Origin of the sequence: Paenibacillus sp. FSL L8-0638 (assembly GCF_038593075.1) — a bacterium.
Taxonomy (GTDB): Bacteria; Bacillota; Bacilli; order Paenibacillales; family Paenibacillaceae; genus Paenibacillus; species Paenibacillus polymyxa_D.
The window spans coordinates 1,796,141-1,810,862 of record NZ_CP151960.1 but is presented as its reverse complement, the minus strand read 5'-3'; the positions used below and the strand labels follow the sequence as shown (position 1 = coordinate 1,810,862).

The window sequence follows — 14,722 nt, the reverse complement described above, 5'->3', positions numbered from 1 at the left end:
ATCCCCTTTCTAATCCATACGTTTGGCAGCTGTCAGACGGCGGTATACAACTCTTCCGAACCATCTTGCACTCAAGTTGAATGCAAGCACAAGCAGCACCAGTACGGCAGAAGCGCCTGCAGCAATATCTTTGGAGTCAGGAGCAATCCCCTCACTATTGACCTTCCAAATATGAACAGCCAATGTCTCAGCAGGTCGCATCGGGTTAATAGGCGATCTAGCATGCAATGGATTCCAATCAGTAAAATCAAGCGGCGGCGTACTCATCCCTGCTGTAAACAGCAATGCTGCGGCTTCCCCGAAAATACGGCCTGCGGCCAAAATGGTACCCGTAATCAAGCTTGGCAGCGCAGCTGGCAACAAAATGGAGGTAATGATTTTCCACTTGGACAATCCAAGCGCAAGTCCAGCTTCCTTTTGCTCCTTCGGTACAGCTCGGAAAGCCTGCTCCGTTGTGCGAACCATCAGCGGCAGGTTAAATACGGCCAAAGCCAAGGCTCCTGATAAGAGGGAAAAGCCAAAATCAAACGTATTTACGATAAGTAGTAGTCCAAACAATCCGATGACGATCGACGGGAAGGAGGACAATACTTCGACGACAAGTCGTATAAAGTCCGTAATTTTCCCCGGCTTTGCATATTGCGCCATGTAAATACCTGCGCCCCAGCCAATCGGAATGGTGATAATCAAAGTTAAGATTAACAAAAATACGGAATTAAATAGTTGTGGGCCAATACCACCGCCTGCACGTAATGTTTGGGGAGCACTGGTTAAAAAGTCAAAAGAAATATGACTGACTCCGCGGGCCAAAATGAAGCCCAGTAATCCCACCAAAAGTGCAACAATGAACAAAGCGAAGAAACAGATTACAAATGTAGCGATCTTGTCGGTCGTTTTAGCTTTCATCAAACTCGGTTTCTCCTTTCAAGCAGCCTTACCAGCAGCACGAAAATGAATGTCATGAGCAGAAGAACAAGCGCCATGCTCCAGAGAGCATTGTTATGAACGGAGCCCATCGCTGTATTGCCCATGCTTAGTGTAATGACGCTGGTCAAGGTCGAAGCGGATTCCAGCAAGGAATGCGGTATGTGCGGAGCATTCCCGATTACCATCTGTACAGCTAATGCTTCCCCGAAGGCACGAGCCATACCGAGAATAATTCCTGTTAAAAGAGCAGGCAGCAGCGTCGGAATAATAACACGGGCAATTGTCTGCCAGCGGGTAGCACCCAAAGCATAGGAGGATTCACGTAGCCCCCCCGGCAAGGAAGACAACGCATCCGCCATAATACTCGTAATCGTCGGCAAAATCATGACTGACAACACCAGGCAGCCTGCCAGAATGCCGATGCCTTGTCCTCCAAACACGTTCCGCAGTAGCGGGACGATCACGGTCAAGCCGACAAAGCCATATACAACAGACGGAATACCGGATAATAATTCAATCGCGGGTTGAAGGATACGTTTACCCGATTTCGGCACGATTTCCGTCATAAATAAAGCCGCACATAAGCTGAGCGGACTGGCAATTAAAGCCGCCAGTATGGTTACTGCAAAAGAACCCGTAATGAACGGAAGCGCGCCGAAGGACTTAGGCTCGCCATCCGGGCTCCATTTGGTTCCAAAGAAAAACTCTCGCAGACTGACTCCATTCACCGCAAATGTAGCTACACCTTTGGAGGCAACAAAATATACGATGGAGACAATGACTGCAACTAAAAAAACGACACAAACCGACGTATATATGCGGCCGGTCCATTCTTCCCAGTAATGTCTTTCTTTCATAACTCGGGATCGTTTATTCTGTTCCATGTATGCCTTCCCTTCAATTGGTTCCATACTGTAACTCCTTTAACCGAAGAATAGAGGCCGGACGCTAGTCCGCCTCTTCTTCGTGAATATACTCGCGTTAGCTGCGTTCATCGAACAGGAGGTATGACTCTCCTTATTTCGTGATATTACCGTCAGCATCACGTTTCACTTGCATACCTGCTACTGGAATGTAACCCAAGTCTACGACATCCGTTTTTTGGATTTCATCTGACAGAATATAGTCCAGGAATGCTTTCACATGCTCTTTTGGCTCACCTTTAGTGTACATATGCTCGTAAGCCCACACTGGATATTTACCTTGTTCTACATTTTCAACGTTAGCTTCAACGCCATCGTATTTCAAAGCAGTTACTGTGTTGTCGATGTAGGACAGAGCCAGATAACCAATCGCACCCGGTGTTTCAGCAATCAGCTTTTTCACAGTACCGGAGGAATCCTCTTGAATGGAGCCCGGCAGATCTTCCGTTTTTTGTCCCAATGCGTATTTTTCAAATGTTGCACGAGTACCGGAGCTGCTTGGACGGTTTACGATAACGATTTTTTGATCTGCACCGCCAACTTCTTTCCAGTTCGTGATTTTACCTGTAAAGATTTGTACCAATTGATCTTTTTTCAGGTCTATAACACCTACTTTAGGATTCGCTACCGCTGACATGGCTACAACAGCTACTTGGTGATCGACCAGCTCATCTGCGCCGCTCTCCAATTTTTCTTTTGCAAACACGTCGGAGTTACCGATGTCCGCTTGTCCGCCGGAAACCTGAGTCAAGCCAGTACCGCTACCGCCGCCCTGCACTTGAACTGCAATGCCTTTATATTTATCGACAGCCATAAATTTTTGTCCCGCTTGCTCTACCAATGGTTGAAGTGCAGTGGAGCCAACAGCCAGAATGTTTCCTGTCAGTTCAGCAGCTGCTTTATTGTCTGTTCCTGTAGCAGCGTCTCCTTGTGGTGCAGCATTGTTACCTGATCCGCAAGCTGCAAGTGCAAATACCATGGTGAGAGTCATCAGAATGAACGGCCATTTTTTCAACATTTTTTATTGTCCTCCCCTTAGTTAAGTGACGGTTTTTTATTTATGACCATCAACACTTTTACATTGTAGGCCTGGAATGTTAGACGAACGACGTGGTTTTGTAAAACAAATATAAAATATTGATAGATAAATTATTTTTCGGTATATAATTAATCTATAGTTTGAAATTCACATATGAATGACATATAAGGAGAACTGTTGGATTCCATGAATATTCTAAAATTGCGTATTTTGATGCTGATCGACAAATTCCATAAGGCGACGGATGTGGCCGAAGCTTTGCAAGTCAAACAACCTACCGTCAGCTTTCATATGAAAAGCTTGGAAAAGGAAATGGGTGTTTCCTTATTCTCTCTTCAACAAGGCAGGATTATGCTAACGGAAGCTGGAAAAAAATTATTACCTTACGCAAAGCAGATCATCTCTCTGGAGCAAGAAGCTAGACAAGCTGTAGATGAACTGACAGAAGAGTCACAGGCGCAATTACATCTGAGTGCAGAGTCGATATCAGGTACGTATCTCCTCCCCACTTTGATGGCTAAGTTTGCTGAGCGGTATCCAGATTGTCGTATCCAGTTGGAGATTCAATCCCCGGATGCAATTAAGCAGCTACTGAAACAGAGGGAAATTGATTTTGCTTTTCTCGACGATAGAGGATCTCTTCCGGAGTATACGGTGGCAGAGCCAGTGGCTTCAGATCAAGTAGGAGTTATCCGTTCTGTACGTGCACCTGAAGTCAAATTAGAGGAGTTCGATGGAACCGATATGCTGGACAAGCACACATGGGTAAAATATAGCGGTTCATCCGTTGTAGATCTGTACTCCTCGCTAGTTAAGCCTCATCTGGAAATCAACTCTTGGGAAGCGGTAAAGCAAGTCGTAAGCGGCGGAGAGGCGCTTGCCTTCTTTCCTGCAAGCGGAGTCGATAATCATGAAAATGCTGTTCCCTCGGTGGAATGGCTTCCTTATCCCGAGGCTGATTATCAAATAAACATCGTGTATCAACAAGATACACACATGAACTTGATGCAACAGGCATTCCTTGATTTCATACGACAAGAAGGACTAGAAATAAAAAGCTAGAGAACATAAAAAAGAGCATCCAAGTCTTATTGACTTGAATGCTCTTTTGCTTGTTGTAACGATACATACAGCCTCGGTATTATTTCACGGAGGCTTTAATTACGCTTGTGCTGGAACGCAGCTAATTTTGATCAGGTTCGTAGAACCGGAATCACCAAGAGGTACGCCCGCAGTAATCACAACCAAATCGCCCTCTTTAACGAGGCCAGATTTGCGACCACCTTCCAGCGCGTTGTCAAACAGACTGTCTGTTGTGTCAACGATTGGTCTGCCTTGTACTGCATGTACGCCCCAGATCAGAGCCAAACGGCGAACTGTTCTTTCCTGTGTTGTCACAGCAACAATCGGAGCTTCTGGACGATATTTAGAAATCATACGCGCCGTTGTTCCGCTTTGTGTGGACGTCAGAATCGCTTTAGCATGCAGGTCAAGTGCAGAAATAGAAACGGATTGGCTGATTGCTTCTGTGATACTAATTTCTTGAGCCGTTCTTTGTTTTTTGAACAAATCACGGTAGTTCAGAGAGGACTCAGCTTTTTCTGCAATACGTGACATTGTCAATACGGATTCTACTGGATATTTACCCGCAGCTGTTTCGCCGGACAGCATAATTGCGTCTGTTCCGTCAAAAATAGCATTCGCCACGTCACTTGCTTCCGCACGAGTCGGACGCGGGTTACGTTGCATGGAATCCAGCATTTGTGTTGCCGTAATAACAGGCTTGCCAGCTACATTACATTTGTTAATCATCAATTTTTGCGCCAGAGGCACTTCTTCAGCAGGAATTTCCACACCAAGGTCACCACGGGCAACCATCAGGCCATCCGAAGCTTCCAAAATTTCGTCCAGGTTGTCCACACCTTGCTGATTTTCGATTTTGGAAATGATTTGAATATGACTTGCGTTGTGTTTCGCCAGCAATTCACGAATTTCCAGTACATCACTTGCTTTACGAACAAAAGAAGCCGCGATGAAATCAATGTCCTGCTCAATACCGAAAATGATATCATTAGCATCTTTCTCCGTAATACCAGGCAAAGAAATTGCAACGCCTGGAACGTTAACGCCCTTCTTGCTTTTGATCGTTCCGCCATTGACAATGCGGCATTTGATTTCAGTGCCTGATACTTCAATAACGGTGAGTCCGATCAGACCATCGTCGATCAGAATGGTGGAGCCGGGCTCCACGTCCGAGGGAAGATCTTTGTACGTAATAGAAATACGATCTTGCGTACCGAGAATTTCTTCCGTTGTCAGCGTAATGAACTCGTCCTGAACAAGCTCTATAGGTTCAACTTCGAGCTTTCCTGTCCGGATTTCCGGCCCCTTCGTATCGAGCAAAATAGCAACATTTTTGTTAAGCTCCTTACAAGCTTGACGGATGTTTTTAATCCGGTTGCCATGCTCCTCGAAATCACCGTGAGAGAAATTCAGGCGGGCTACGTTCATACCAGCCAAAATCAGTTTCTTCACATTTTCCAATGACTCACTGGAAGGACCGATGGTACATACAATCTTAGTTTTGCGCATTTGGGTTTTTCCTCCGTTTTCAAAGGTGCTACTCTTTATATCTTTTTCCAACAATTAAATCTACTACACTTTTTCCTATTTGTATAGGAAGTTCGTCATATTTATTGTTACCCGTTTACAGCGTATTACAACATAGGTTCAGTTTCCGAAGACTTCAAGAAGGTGTATTGACCTATTTTTCGGAATTTCTGATACCGATCTTCCCTCAATTCATCGCAGCTCATATTGGTAAGTTCCGCCAAATGACGTTCCAATAGCTCCTTGATTGCGGCAGCGGTCACTTCATAGTTACGATGCGCGCCCCCTTTCGGCTCCGGCACAATATCCTCGATAATTTCCATGCGCAGGAGGTCATTAGCCGTAATCTTCATGGCTTCAGCTGCCTGATCGGCCTTGGAAGCATCTTTCCATAGAATCGAAGCTGCACCGTTTGGAGAAATGGCCGAATAAATGGCATGTTCCAGCATCAGCACACGGTTACCGACTGCAAACGCAAGCGCACCGCCGCTTCCACCCTCGCCGATGACCACACAAATAACAGGCACCGAAAGCTTTGCCATCTCCCGCAAGTTGCGGGCAATCGCTTCCGATTGACCTCTCTCCTCTGCTGTATTACCCGGATAAGCGCCCTTCGTATCAATGAATGTAATAATAGGGCGTTTAAATTTCTCAGCCTGCTGCATCAGACGCAAGCCTTTACGGAATCCTTCCGGATGGGCACTACCAAAAAAACGTGCAATGTTATCTTTCGTATCCTTACCACGCTGCTGGCCAATGACGGTCACCGGAATACCATTCAGCTTGGCAATCCCGCCTACAACCGCCAAATCATCTCCAAACAAGCGGTCGCCGTGTAATTCAATAAAATCCGTAAACACCTGCTCTATCAGATCAAGAGATGTTGGTCTTTGATGATGACGAGCCAAATGCATTTTTTGTGGTGCTGTAATGTTCGAATATATTTCTTCTTCCATCTCGAGATAACGTTCCTCGAGACGGTTGATTTCATCTGTAAAATCAATTTGCTTATCCTGTCCGAATTGCTTGAGTTCTTCGATCTTCTGTCGCATCTCGACCAGGGGCTTTTCATAAGGCAATTCGCCAGCCATCTATTCCTCCCCTTTCACACTGTGTAGATCAAGCAGTTGCCCAAGGGTATCGCGCAGTTCCTTGCGATGTACAACCATATCCAATTGTCCGTGCTGCAAATTAAATTCAGAAGTTTGAAAATCATCCGGCAGCTTCTGTCTGATTGTCTGTTCAATTACAATACGCCCTGCAAAACCGAATACAGCTCCTGGCTCTGCGATATTAATATCTCCAAGCGTAGCAAAGCTGGCGGATACTCCACCTGTAGTCGGGTCGGTGATAACAGAAATATAGAGCAATCCCTGCTCATCCAGACGAGCAAGAGCAGCACTTGTTTTTGCCATCTGCATCAAGCTTAAAATACTTTCCTGCATACGTGCTCCGCCGGAAGTTGAGAAAATTATTAGCGGCAGACGCTTGTCTATTGCTTGCTCAATGGCGCGCGTAATTTTCTCTCCTACGACCGAACCCATACTACCTGTAAAGAAGTCAAAGCTCATCACAGCAACGACAACAGGATGTCCATAAATAAGGCCGTCGCCCGTAACGACAGCCTCTCGCAAGCCAGATTTCAGGGTCTGTTGCTCCAGCTTGCTCGCATATCCCGGAAAGTCCAGCGGGTCAACCGAAATCATATCGGCATCATATTCCGTAAACGTGTCTTCGTCGAGCACCATGCGAATGCGATCCATTGCATTCAAACGCATATGGTATCCGCACACCGGACACACTTTCAAATTTTTCTCTAGTTCTTTGCTGTATTGAATACTTCCGCACTTGCCACATTTGGTCATAAGACCTTCGGGAATTTCCCGTTTGGGACGATCCGGCATGTCCGCTTGATCGCCGCTCAGCGCCCGTTCCGAAGGGATGGTCGCGTATTTACGCTTCTTTTGGAATAAATCTTTAAACACAACTACACCTCTCCAGCCGTTTATTTGTCAGCCGTAACCGATACAAGGTCCTCTACCGTCTATGCGGCACCTCTAAGCATTATGTTCATACACACGTCAACGCCTGTTCCTAAAACATTACCGCCGATCGTGCATCCTTTGTTCCACCCATGCTGCTGTATCACTTCCGCCGTTCCGGACTCAAGGGCGCAAAATCGAATTAAGCACTTCCTGAATTTCTTCGACTTCACCCGAAGGCACAAGTATCTCAAACTGTTGCTTGGATGCGCTGATGGCCCGGGCCTGCACCATAAAACCTTCTTCAGACAGTTTGAGCTTAATCATGTCAGCCAGTCTGGCCGTCGGTGCAATATAAATCACCGTCCACATGCCTTGTTTCTACCCCCTAAGCCTCAAGTTTTGAGCCCATATAATAGACTCATGATAACATACCTTACTTTTTTCCCGCAACAAAAGCCCTCCTGATCATTTAAGTTCCGTCGGAGGGCCTAGAAAATCATCAACTCTGTTTACACAGGTCAACTAAGCGTCCAATGATGCAGGATAATGCTTGGCATGGAGACTCCGATGTGCAATTCGCGAAGAAGCAGCGGCAGCCAGTCCGGCGACAAGATCGTCTAAAAACACATGAATACCACTGCCTTTTTGGTTCAGCTGTTCGATAATCCCCGTCTTTTCCTTATCCAGATAACCAAAACTGGTTAAGCCAATCATGCCGTACACACTCGTAATTCCAAGAGCTAGTGTCTCGTCCACTCCGTACAGCGGTTCGTCTGCCTCCATAATGGCTTGCAGCGGCTGAGGGAGAAGTTTTTTTTCAGCCAATTCATCAAGCGCAATGCCTGTGAGCAACGTATATTGAACCTCGCGCTTTTGCAAAACGGCTTTGACACTGTCTATACATTCTTCCATCGTCAAATGAGGATAATATTTTAGCTGAAGCTGAAAAACAATGTCCGCAATGGACTCGATACGAATGCCTCTGCGATTTAGCAAAGTTTCTGCATATTCATAGGACATAATTTCCCTCCCGCTTTCACCGTGCAGTTCTATTCTTTCACCGTGCGGGACCTTATGGTGCAGGGTACGTGTTGAACCCCTGTTCCGCCAGTTTTCCAAGTGTATGCGGGAGGGAAGGAAAATGTTCATTAAACCGTTACAATAAGGGCGGGTTACTGTGTACCTATTATTTGACTTTCACCGTGCCTTCACCCAACATCGACTCCATTTGATCAAAAAGCTGAGGAGAGGGCTTAATGCTGTAAGCATCGCTCAACGCCAGCAGACGCTGGTTGCTCTCATAAAAAAGTACGGTAGGCATAGCACCGGGATGCTCCTGTAGCAGCGCCTTGAGACTGACCAACAAGCTGGCGTCTTCCTCAGCCTGGCGGGTGATTTTGACAAACACCCGCTGACGAGTGGTCGGCTCCGCGCTGCGCGGGACCGGCACCTGTTCACCGTGAGCCGCTTCGACTCCGCGCGGTGAAGCCGCCGCCACGGGGCGAGCCGCCATCGTTTGAGGCGAAGCAGATGCAGTGGCTGCCGAAGGCGGGGACGACACACGCGACGCGCTCCCGCCCGGGCCGCCAGCAGCAGAACCAGCAGCTGGTACGGATGCTCCAGCTGCTGCGGACGAGCGCGTACTGGCACGTCGGCGCTGGAGGAGCCGTGCCAGCGAGTCTTCCGCTAGCGGGGCGACCTCATCCGCAAGGAGCTTGAAGTGCTCATCCTGCTGCTGCATCTTGGCTCGAAGCGTAAGCAAAGCTCCCTTTTCAATCCACTGCTGGCTTCGCTTCCATACCTCAGGAAACAGCACAACCTCACAGCGCTCAATCTGATCCTCCAGCTCAATGAAGGCCATAGCCTTACCCTGCTTGGTCGTAATCGTTTTGAGTGACACTACCATGCCTGCGGTCACAACAACCGTTTCATCTGGGACATCGCCCAGCTCCATCAGACGATCCGCCTCGCTGCTTTCCAACAGCGACTCAAAATCATCCAACGGATGCCCGGATAAATACAGTCCCAGCAGTTCACGTTCCAGTTCTAACTGCTGGCTGGCACTGAATTTGGGTACATTGGGATATTCGATATCCCAATTGGGCATTTCCACAAAACCAAACATATCAATTTGCAAGTCATCCCGTTCCTTGCGCCACTTGACGGCTGCATCCACCGTTTCATCCAGCATGGCAAGTAACTGTGCCCGATGACCCGTCAATGAGTCAAAGGCCCCTGCCTGAATAAGCGATTCAATTACTCTCTTATTACATACTCGCAAATCGACACGTCGACAAAAATCGAGCAGGCTGTCGAAAGGCCGTTCCTTACGAACAGCGAGAATACTCTCCATCGCCTGTGTGCCAACATTTTTAATTGCAGCTAGGCCGAAGCGGATGCCTCCTTGCTGTAATGGAGTAAACAGCACCCCGCTTTCATTCACATCAGGTGGCAACACTGCGATATCCATACGACGGCATTCGACGACATATTCAGCCACTTTCCGATGACTTCCCATCACCGCCGTCAGCATTGAAGCCATGAATTGTACTGGATAATGTGCCTTTAGATAAGCCGTCTGAAATGCTAGCACACCATAAGCAGCTGCATGAGCACGCGGGAAGCCGTAGTCAGCAAAACGAACAATCATATCGTAAACCCTGCCGGCCTCCTCCTCCGTGTATCCCTGCTTCATACTGCCTTCAACAAAATGTCCGCGCTCCAGATCCAGCACTTCGCGCTTTTTCTTGGACACAGCCCGGCGCAACAGATCGGCTTCTCCCAGGGAAAAGCCCGCCATGCGCGAAGCAATCTGCATGATTTGCTCCTGATACACAATAATACCGTACGTATCCTTTAAGATCGGTTCCAAGTCAGGATGCGGATAAGAAATCTCAATCTGACCATGCTTGGCCTGTATAAAGTTAGGAATAAAACCCATCGGGCCCGGACGATACAAAGCCAGGACAGAAATGATATCCTCAAATACACTCGGCTTCAAATCCTTGAGTACCCGGCGTACACCGGCTGACTCCAGCTGGAATACGCCTCCTGTATCTCCTTTGCCCAACAAGTCATAGGTATGCGGATCGTTATCGGGAATACGGCTAAAATCAGGCGTTTCTCCATGCTCTTCCGCAATCCAGTGTATGCACCGTTCAATAATGGAGAGCGTACGCAGCCCAAGGAAATCCATTTTAAGCAAACCAATGCGCTCTAGAATTTCCATCGAGTACTGCGTCAAAGGTACTCCTTCGCTCCCCTCTTGAAGCGGAACCGCATCGGTCAATGGAGTCCGCGAAATGACAACACCCGCTGCATGTGTTGAAGCATGACGAGGCATTCCTTCAACCTTGATCGCCATATCCAACAGTTCACGTGTCTTGGGCTTCGTTTCATATAGCGTTTTCAGCTCCGGGGTAATTTCCAGCGCATGACGGATATTAATGCCTAGCTGCGCCGGAATCAGCTTGGCTGCCTTGTCCACCTCGCCATATGGCACGTTCAATACACGACCGACGTCACGGACAGCGGCTCTTGCCGCCAGCGTTCCAAAGGTAATAATTTGCGCTACATGCTCATTTCCGTACTTCTGTACTACATAGTCGATAACCTCGTCACGCCGCTCATCACTAAAGTCAATATCTATATCTGGCATACTAATTCGTTCAGGATTCAGAAATCGTTCAAAGAGAAGGTTGTATTTCATCGGATCGACATTCGTGATGTTAAGCACATAGGCAACCAAACTGCCTGCTGAGGAACCACGTCCCGGTCCCGTTGCAATCTTATGCTTATGAGCAAAAGCAATAAAATCCCATACAATCAGGAAATAATCGCTGAAACCCATACTGTCAATGGTATTCAACTCATAGTTTAGCCGTTGGTTCAGCCTTTCCCGTTCCTCCGGCTGCTCCCATCCGGAATCGCTTCCATAGCGACGCTCCAGCCCTTGCACGCACAGATTGCGTAAATAGGACGAAGAGGTCATTCCTTCCGGTAGCGGGCGATATTCAGGTAAAATGGATTGACCGAATTCCAGCTCCAGTTCGCATTTTTCAGCAATACGCACCGTGTTGGCGATGGCTTCTGCCACATGCGGGAATAAACGAGCCATATCCTCCTGACTTTTCAGATACAACTGACGTGTTGGTATACGCAAACGCTCCTCATCGTCAACTGTCTTTCCTGTCCCGATACAGATCAGAACATCCTGCACGTCCGCGTCTGGCTCAGTCAAGTAATGCACGTCATTCGTCGCGACCAGTGGAATATCCAGTTCCTTCGCCAGTGCGATCAAGAGAGGATTTACACGTTTTTGCTCCGAAAGACCATGATCCTGGAGTTCCAGATAAAAATCATCGCCAAAAATGTTACGATATCGTTCCGCTGCTCGTCGTGCCTCGGCTTCCCGACCATGCAGTAAATGCTGCGGCACTTCACCGCCCAAACAAGCGCTCAGGCATATGATGCCTTCGTGATGGGCAGCCAAAGCCTCCATGTCGATGCGCGGCTTATAGTGAAAGCCCTCCAAATGGCCGATGGAGCACAGCTTCATCAGATTTTGATAGCCTGTTTTATTTTTGGCGAGCAAAATTAAATGATATATGGGCTGATCCTTGCGGCTGCCACGCTCCTTGCGCGATCCTGCCGTCATATAGGCCTCACACCCAATAATCGGCTTAATGCCGTTCTCTACACACGCTCTATAAAAAGGAATGGCACCGTACATGACCCCGTGATCTGTAAGGGCCAGCGCCTTCATTCCGTAAGCTGATGCCTGTTTGACCAACTCCGCGGTACGAGCCGCGCCGTCCAGCAGGCTGTACTCGCTATGAACATGCAAATGCACAAATGAACTCATGCGCTTCTCTTCCTTTCACCGCTTGATTTTCTTCAAACTATTTTATCATATCCGCGTTAGTAGCGCCCATAGAATAAAAGTACAGACCTCGGCGGACAAGCGCGGTCTTGATTCGTATACCTAAGGAGGAAAAGAGCATGAGCACTTTTATATCCAAAGCGATTCTCGACTTCTTCATTGCCTTCGGCATCGTGCTCGGTGGAGCCATGCTCGGCGGAATGGGAGCTGTGGTATCGCTTCAGCCGCCCACCCAGACGATGCTAGAGGTTGCCGGAAGAATTAAAATATGGGCGCTTGCTGCCGCTGTGGGGGGAACGATGGACCCGATCCGGGTCATTGAAAGCAATATGTTGGATGGTAATTTGTCACCTGCCATTAAGCAGATATTGTATTTGATTTTCGCCTTTTTAGGCGCTCATATGGGTGCAGAGCTGGTCAAGTGGGTATGCGGCAACGGACGACCGTGAGGTGAAACGACTATGAGAGTTCCCCCTTTTGAGCGCCTGCGTCCTTTTATGCAATTGTCCTCCGTCTTTGTACTCGGTATGATTACGGGAGGCATGATCTACAACGTCATCTGGCATGCCAGCTTCAATCAGCTATGGACGAACAACCAGGATCTTCAATTCCAGCTCCAGCAAGCCGAGGAGGACAACAAAACATTGCGCAAATACAGCAAGCGCCAAACCGTTGTCAAAGAAATCAAGCTGATCGCGGAGGAAGCTTCGGCCGAAAAAATTGATCCTATCAACCTGAAGGAACTTCTTCGCCGTGTCAGTCGTGATCTGGAGGTGCTGCGTGGCAGAGATATGTTCGAGATTGACTCTGACAGCAAGCTGGTACGTATGTTGCTGCACCAAAAAAAATACACCGTTCGTGACAAGGAGTATACGATCCAGGTCAAAACGATGCTTGTAATGGAAGGCGTGCTGCAAATTTGGCTGGAAGCAAAAGAAAGATTGCCTGAAAGCCACTAGTCGATCTATTCGACTTCACACCTTACTCCGATCCATTGTAGACTAACCATGTTCAATGGAATGAAGCGTCATCACTGCTTTGCATACCAAATGATTTTCCCGTGAAATTGCAATTTCTAGCTTGCAGGTGCGGCGACTCATCTCGAGCAGCATCGGACGAAGAACGACAGCATCTTCTATCTGTACGGGTCTAATAAAATATGTCGTCAAATTGTCCAGCACATAATCCTTGCCGCTCTTGTCTCTAGCTGCCCGGTAGCCCGCTTGTGTCATCACGTTGACCAGTACGCCTTCCGAGATCGTACCTAAATTGGTCGCCATTTGCGGAATGATAAACCCGCGAAAAAATAACGATCCGTCCTCATTACGCTCCTCAGCAAACCCGTTCCAGATCAGCTGGTCGAACGTCTCGCCAAGTTGCGGCTGCTTTTGGGCGTTACGCAGCGCCTCCAGCACCTCACGCCGTGTAACGGACCCGAGCAGCTTGCGATTGCGGTCCACGACCGGCAAATAATCCACACCTTCCCACGCCATCATTTGCGCGGCTGAAGCCAGCGAGGTCTGGTAGGTGACCGTTATCGGATTGCGGATCAGACATTTATCCATCGTATGCTCAGGTTGAAGCCCCTCCACATCTTTGCGGCTGACGATACCAATTAAACGATTCCATTCATCCACGATTGCAAAATGATGATGTCCGGTCGTCACCGAAAGTTCTTCAAACTCGGTAAGTGTGCTGTTGATTTTCAAAGTCAACGTTTTCGGTTTGCCTGCCGCAATATCTTCAATCAGCATAATTTTCTTTTTGATCAAGCGGTCAAATATGGCTCTATTAATCATAGATGCCACTGTAAAAGTATCATGGCGTGAGGAAATAATCGGCAGACTGATCTTGTCTGCGAGCTGCTTAACCTCTCGGCTCGTACCGAAGCCCCCTGTAATAAGCACACCTGCCCCCTGCTCCAATGCAAGTGAATGCGCATCCTCACGGTTACCTACGATCAGCAAACTACCTGCGTCAATATAACGAGCCATAGCTTCCTCGCGCATCGCTCCGATCACATACTTGTGCAAAGGCTTCTCCAGCCCCTCACTTCCGCCCAGCACATGTCCCTCTACAATATTCACGACATCTGCAAAGGTCAGCTGCTCGGACAAGCCGCGCGGGCGCTTCTCCACTCGTACTGTTCCGATCCGTTCCTTGGTAATGACAATTCCTAGGTTTTCAGCTTCCTTCACGGCCCGATAGGCCGTTCCTTCGCTGACGCTCATTTCTTTAGCCAACCTGCGCACAGAAATTTTGGAGCCTATTTTCAACTGCTCGATATGTCGCAATAGCTGCTCATGCTTCGTAACTGTTTCATCTAGCCCGTCCAACTCTGTTACACCCCCAACGT

Annotated in this window: 13 protein-coding genes; 3 read left to right on the top strand and 10 right to left on the bottom strand. The window is 48.0% G+C overall.

Annotated elements, in window-relative coordinates:
• Positions 1-9: 9 nt before the first annotated feature.
• The 3 genes from pstA to MKY35_RS08185 all read right to left on the bottom strand — a co-directional run bounded on the left by pstA (position 10) and on the right by MKY35_RS08185 (position 2,868).
• Positions 10-906 carry a phosphate ABC transporter permease PstA gene (pstA, locus tag MKY35_RS08195; protein WP_023987910.1) on the bottom strand — a complete coding sequence of 299 codons (897 nt, stop codon included), beginning with the start codon at positions 904-906 and terminating at the stop codon, positions 10-12.
• Complete coding sequence (gene pstC, locus MKY35_RS08190) at positions 906-1,838, bottom strand: phosphate ABC transporter permease subunit PstC (RefSeq protein WP_013370343.1); 933 nt, start codon at positions 1,836-1,838, stop codon at positions 906-908. The genes pstA and pstC overlap by 1 nt, the downstream gene beginning before the upstream one ends.
• Positions 1,839-1,944: 106 nt before the next feature.
• Positions 1,945-2,868 (bottom strand): phosphate ABC transporter substrate-binding protein, encoded by a 924-nt coding sequence (locus MKY35_RS08185; RefSeq protein WP_342446090.1) that lies wholly within the window; start codon positions 2,866-2,868, stop codon positions 1,945-1,947.
• Positions 2,869-3,075: 207 nt separating this feature from the next.
• Here MKY35_RS08185 and MKY35_RS08180 point away from each other — a divergent pair, with 207 nt between their 5' ends.
• Positions 3,076-3,951, top strand: a complete 876-nt coding sequence (locus MKY35_RS08180; RefSeq protein WP_342446089.1) for a LysR family transcriptional regulator — start codon at positions 3,076-3,078, stop codon at positions 3,949-3,951.
• 99 nt (positions 3,952-4,050) lie between these two features.
• Here the strand turns inward: MKY35_RS08180 and pyk are convergent, their stop codons facing one another.
• The 6 genes from pyk to MKY35_RS08150 form a co-directional block, all read right to left on the bottom strand.
• On the bottom strand, positions 4,051-5,481 hold the full coding sequence (gene pyk / locus MKY35_RS08175) for a pyruvate kinase (RefSeq protein WP_029516614.1): 1,431 nt from the start codon (positions 5,479-5,481) through the stop codon (positions 4,051-4,053).
• 125 nt (positions 5,482-5,606) lie between these two features.
• The gene (locus MKY35_RS08170) at positions 5,607-6,590 is read right to left on the bottom strand and encodes an acetyl-CoA carboxylase carboxyltransferase subunit alpha (protein ID WP_039269886.1); all 984 of its coding nucleotides are present in this window, start codon (positions 6,588-6,590) and stop codon (positions 5,607-5,609) included.
• Positions 6,591-7,484 carry an acetyl-CoA carboxylase, carboxyltransferase subunit beta gene (accD, locus tag MKY35_RS08165; protein ID WP_029516612.1) on the bottom strand — a complete coding sequence of 298 codons (894 nt, stop codon included), beginning with the start codon at positions 7,482-7,484 and terminating at the stop codon, positions 6,591-6,593. It lies immediately after the preceding gene.
• Between the two features lie 180 nt (positions 7,485-7,664).
• Positions 7,665-7,853: a hypothetical protein gene (locus tag MKY35_RS08160; protein ID WP_013309585.1), complete on the bottom strand. Its 189-nt coding sequence runs from the start codon at positions 7,851-7,853 to the stop codon at positions 7,665-7,667.
• A gap of 153 nt (positions 7,854-8,006) precedes the next feature.
• On the bottom strand, positions 8,007-8,504 hold the full coding sequence (locus MKY35_RS08155; RefSeq protein WP_023987905.1) for a phosphatidylglycerophosphatase A: 498 nt from the start codon (positions 8,502-8,504) through the stop codon (positions 8,007-8,009).
• 166 nt (positions 8,505-8,670) lie between these two features.
• A complete protein-coding gene (locus MKY35_RS08150; RefSeq protein WP_342446088.1) occupies positions 8,671-12,348 on the bottom strand; it encodes a DNA polymerase III subunit alpha in 3,678 nt (1,225 codons plus the stop codon).
• A gap of 137 nt (positions 12,349-12,485) precedes the next feature.
• Between MKY35_RS08150 and MKY35_RS08145 the strand changes: the two genes are divergently transcribed.
• Both MKY35_RS08145 and MKY35_RS08140 read left to right on the top strand, forming a co-directional pair.
• The gene (locus MKY35_RS08145) at positions 12,486-12,815 is read left to right on the top strand and encodes a YtrH family sporulation protein (protein WP_013309582.1); all 330 of its coding nucleotides are present in this window, start codon (positions 12,486-12,488) and stop codon (positions 12,813-12,815) included.
• Positions 12,816-12,827: 12 nt separating this feature from the next.
• Positions 12,828-13,325, top strand: coding sequence for a hypothetical protein (locus tag MKY35_RS08140; protein ID WP_165145279.1), 498 nt, complete (start codon positions 12,828-12,830; stop codon positions 13,323-13,325).
• Between the two features lie 42 nt (positions 13,326-13,367).
• Here the strand turns inward: MKY35_RS08140 and MKY35_RS08135 are convergent, their stop codons facing one another.
• The gene (locus MKY35_RS08135) at positions 13,368-14,702 is read right to left on the bottom strand and encodes a DRTGG domain-containing protein (RefSeq protein WP_342446625.1); all 1,335 of its coding nucleotides are present in this window, start codon (positions 14,700-14,702) and stop codon (positions 13,368-13,370) included.
• Positions 14,703-14,722: the final 20 nt, after the last annotated feature.

What these genes read in the sequence shown, in the direction of transcription:
- pstA (WP_023987910.1), bottom strand. Translation starts at nt 906, where the DNA reads ATGAAAGCTAAAACGACCGACAAGATCGCTACATTTGTAATCTGTTTC.
- pstC (WP_013370343.1), bottom strand. Translation starts at nt 1,838, where the DNA reads ATGGAACCAATTGAAGGGAAGGCATACATGGAACAGAATAAACGATCC.
- MKY35_RS08185 (WP_342446090.1), bottom strand. Translation starts at nt 2,868, where the DNA reads ATGTTGAAAAAATGGCCGTTCATTCTGATGACTCTCACCATGGTATTT.
- MKY35_RS08180 (WP_342446089.1), top strand. Translation starts at nt 3,076, where the DNA reads ATGAATATTCTAAAATTGCGTATTTTGATGCTGATCGACAAATTCCAT.
- pyk (WP_029516614.1), bottom strand. Translation starts at nt 5,481, where the DNA reads ATGCGCAAAACTAAGATTGTATGTACCATCGGTCCTTCCAGTGAGTCA.
- MKY35_RS08170 (WP_039269886.1), bottom strand. Translation starts at nt 6,590, where the DNA reads ATGGCTGGCGAATTGCCTTATGAAAAGCCCCTGGTCGAGATGCGACAG.
- MKY35_RS08160 (WP_013309585.1), bottom strand. Translation starts at nt 7,853, where the DNA reads ATGTGGACGGTGATTTATATTGCACCGACGGCCAGACTGGCTGACATG.
- MKY35_RS08155 (WP_023987905.1), bottom strand. Translation starts at nt 8,504, where the DNA reads ATGTCCTATGAATATGCAGAAACTTTGCTAAATCGCAGAGGCATTCGT.
- MKY35_RS08150 (WP_342446088.1), bottom strand. Translation starts at nt 12,348, where the DNA reads ATGAGTTCATTTGTGCATTTGCATGTTCATAGCGAGTACAGCCTGCTG.
- MKY35_RS08145 (WP_013309582.1), top strand. Translation starts at nt 12,486, where the DNA reads ATGAGCACTTTTATATCCAAAGCGATTCTCGACTTCTTCATTGCCTTC.
- MKY35_RS08140 (WP_165145279.1), top strand. Translation starts at nt 12,828, where the DNA reads ATGAGAGTTCCCCCTTTTGAGCGCCTGCGTCCTTTTATGCAATTGTCC.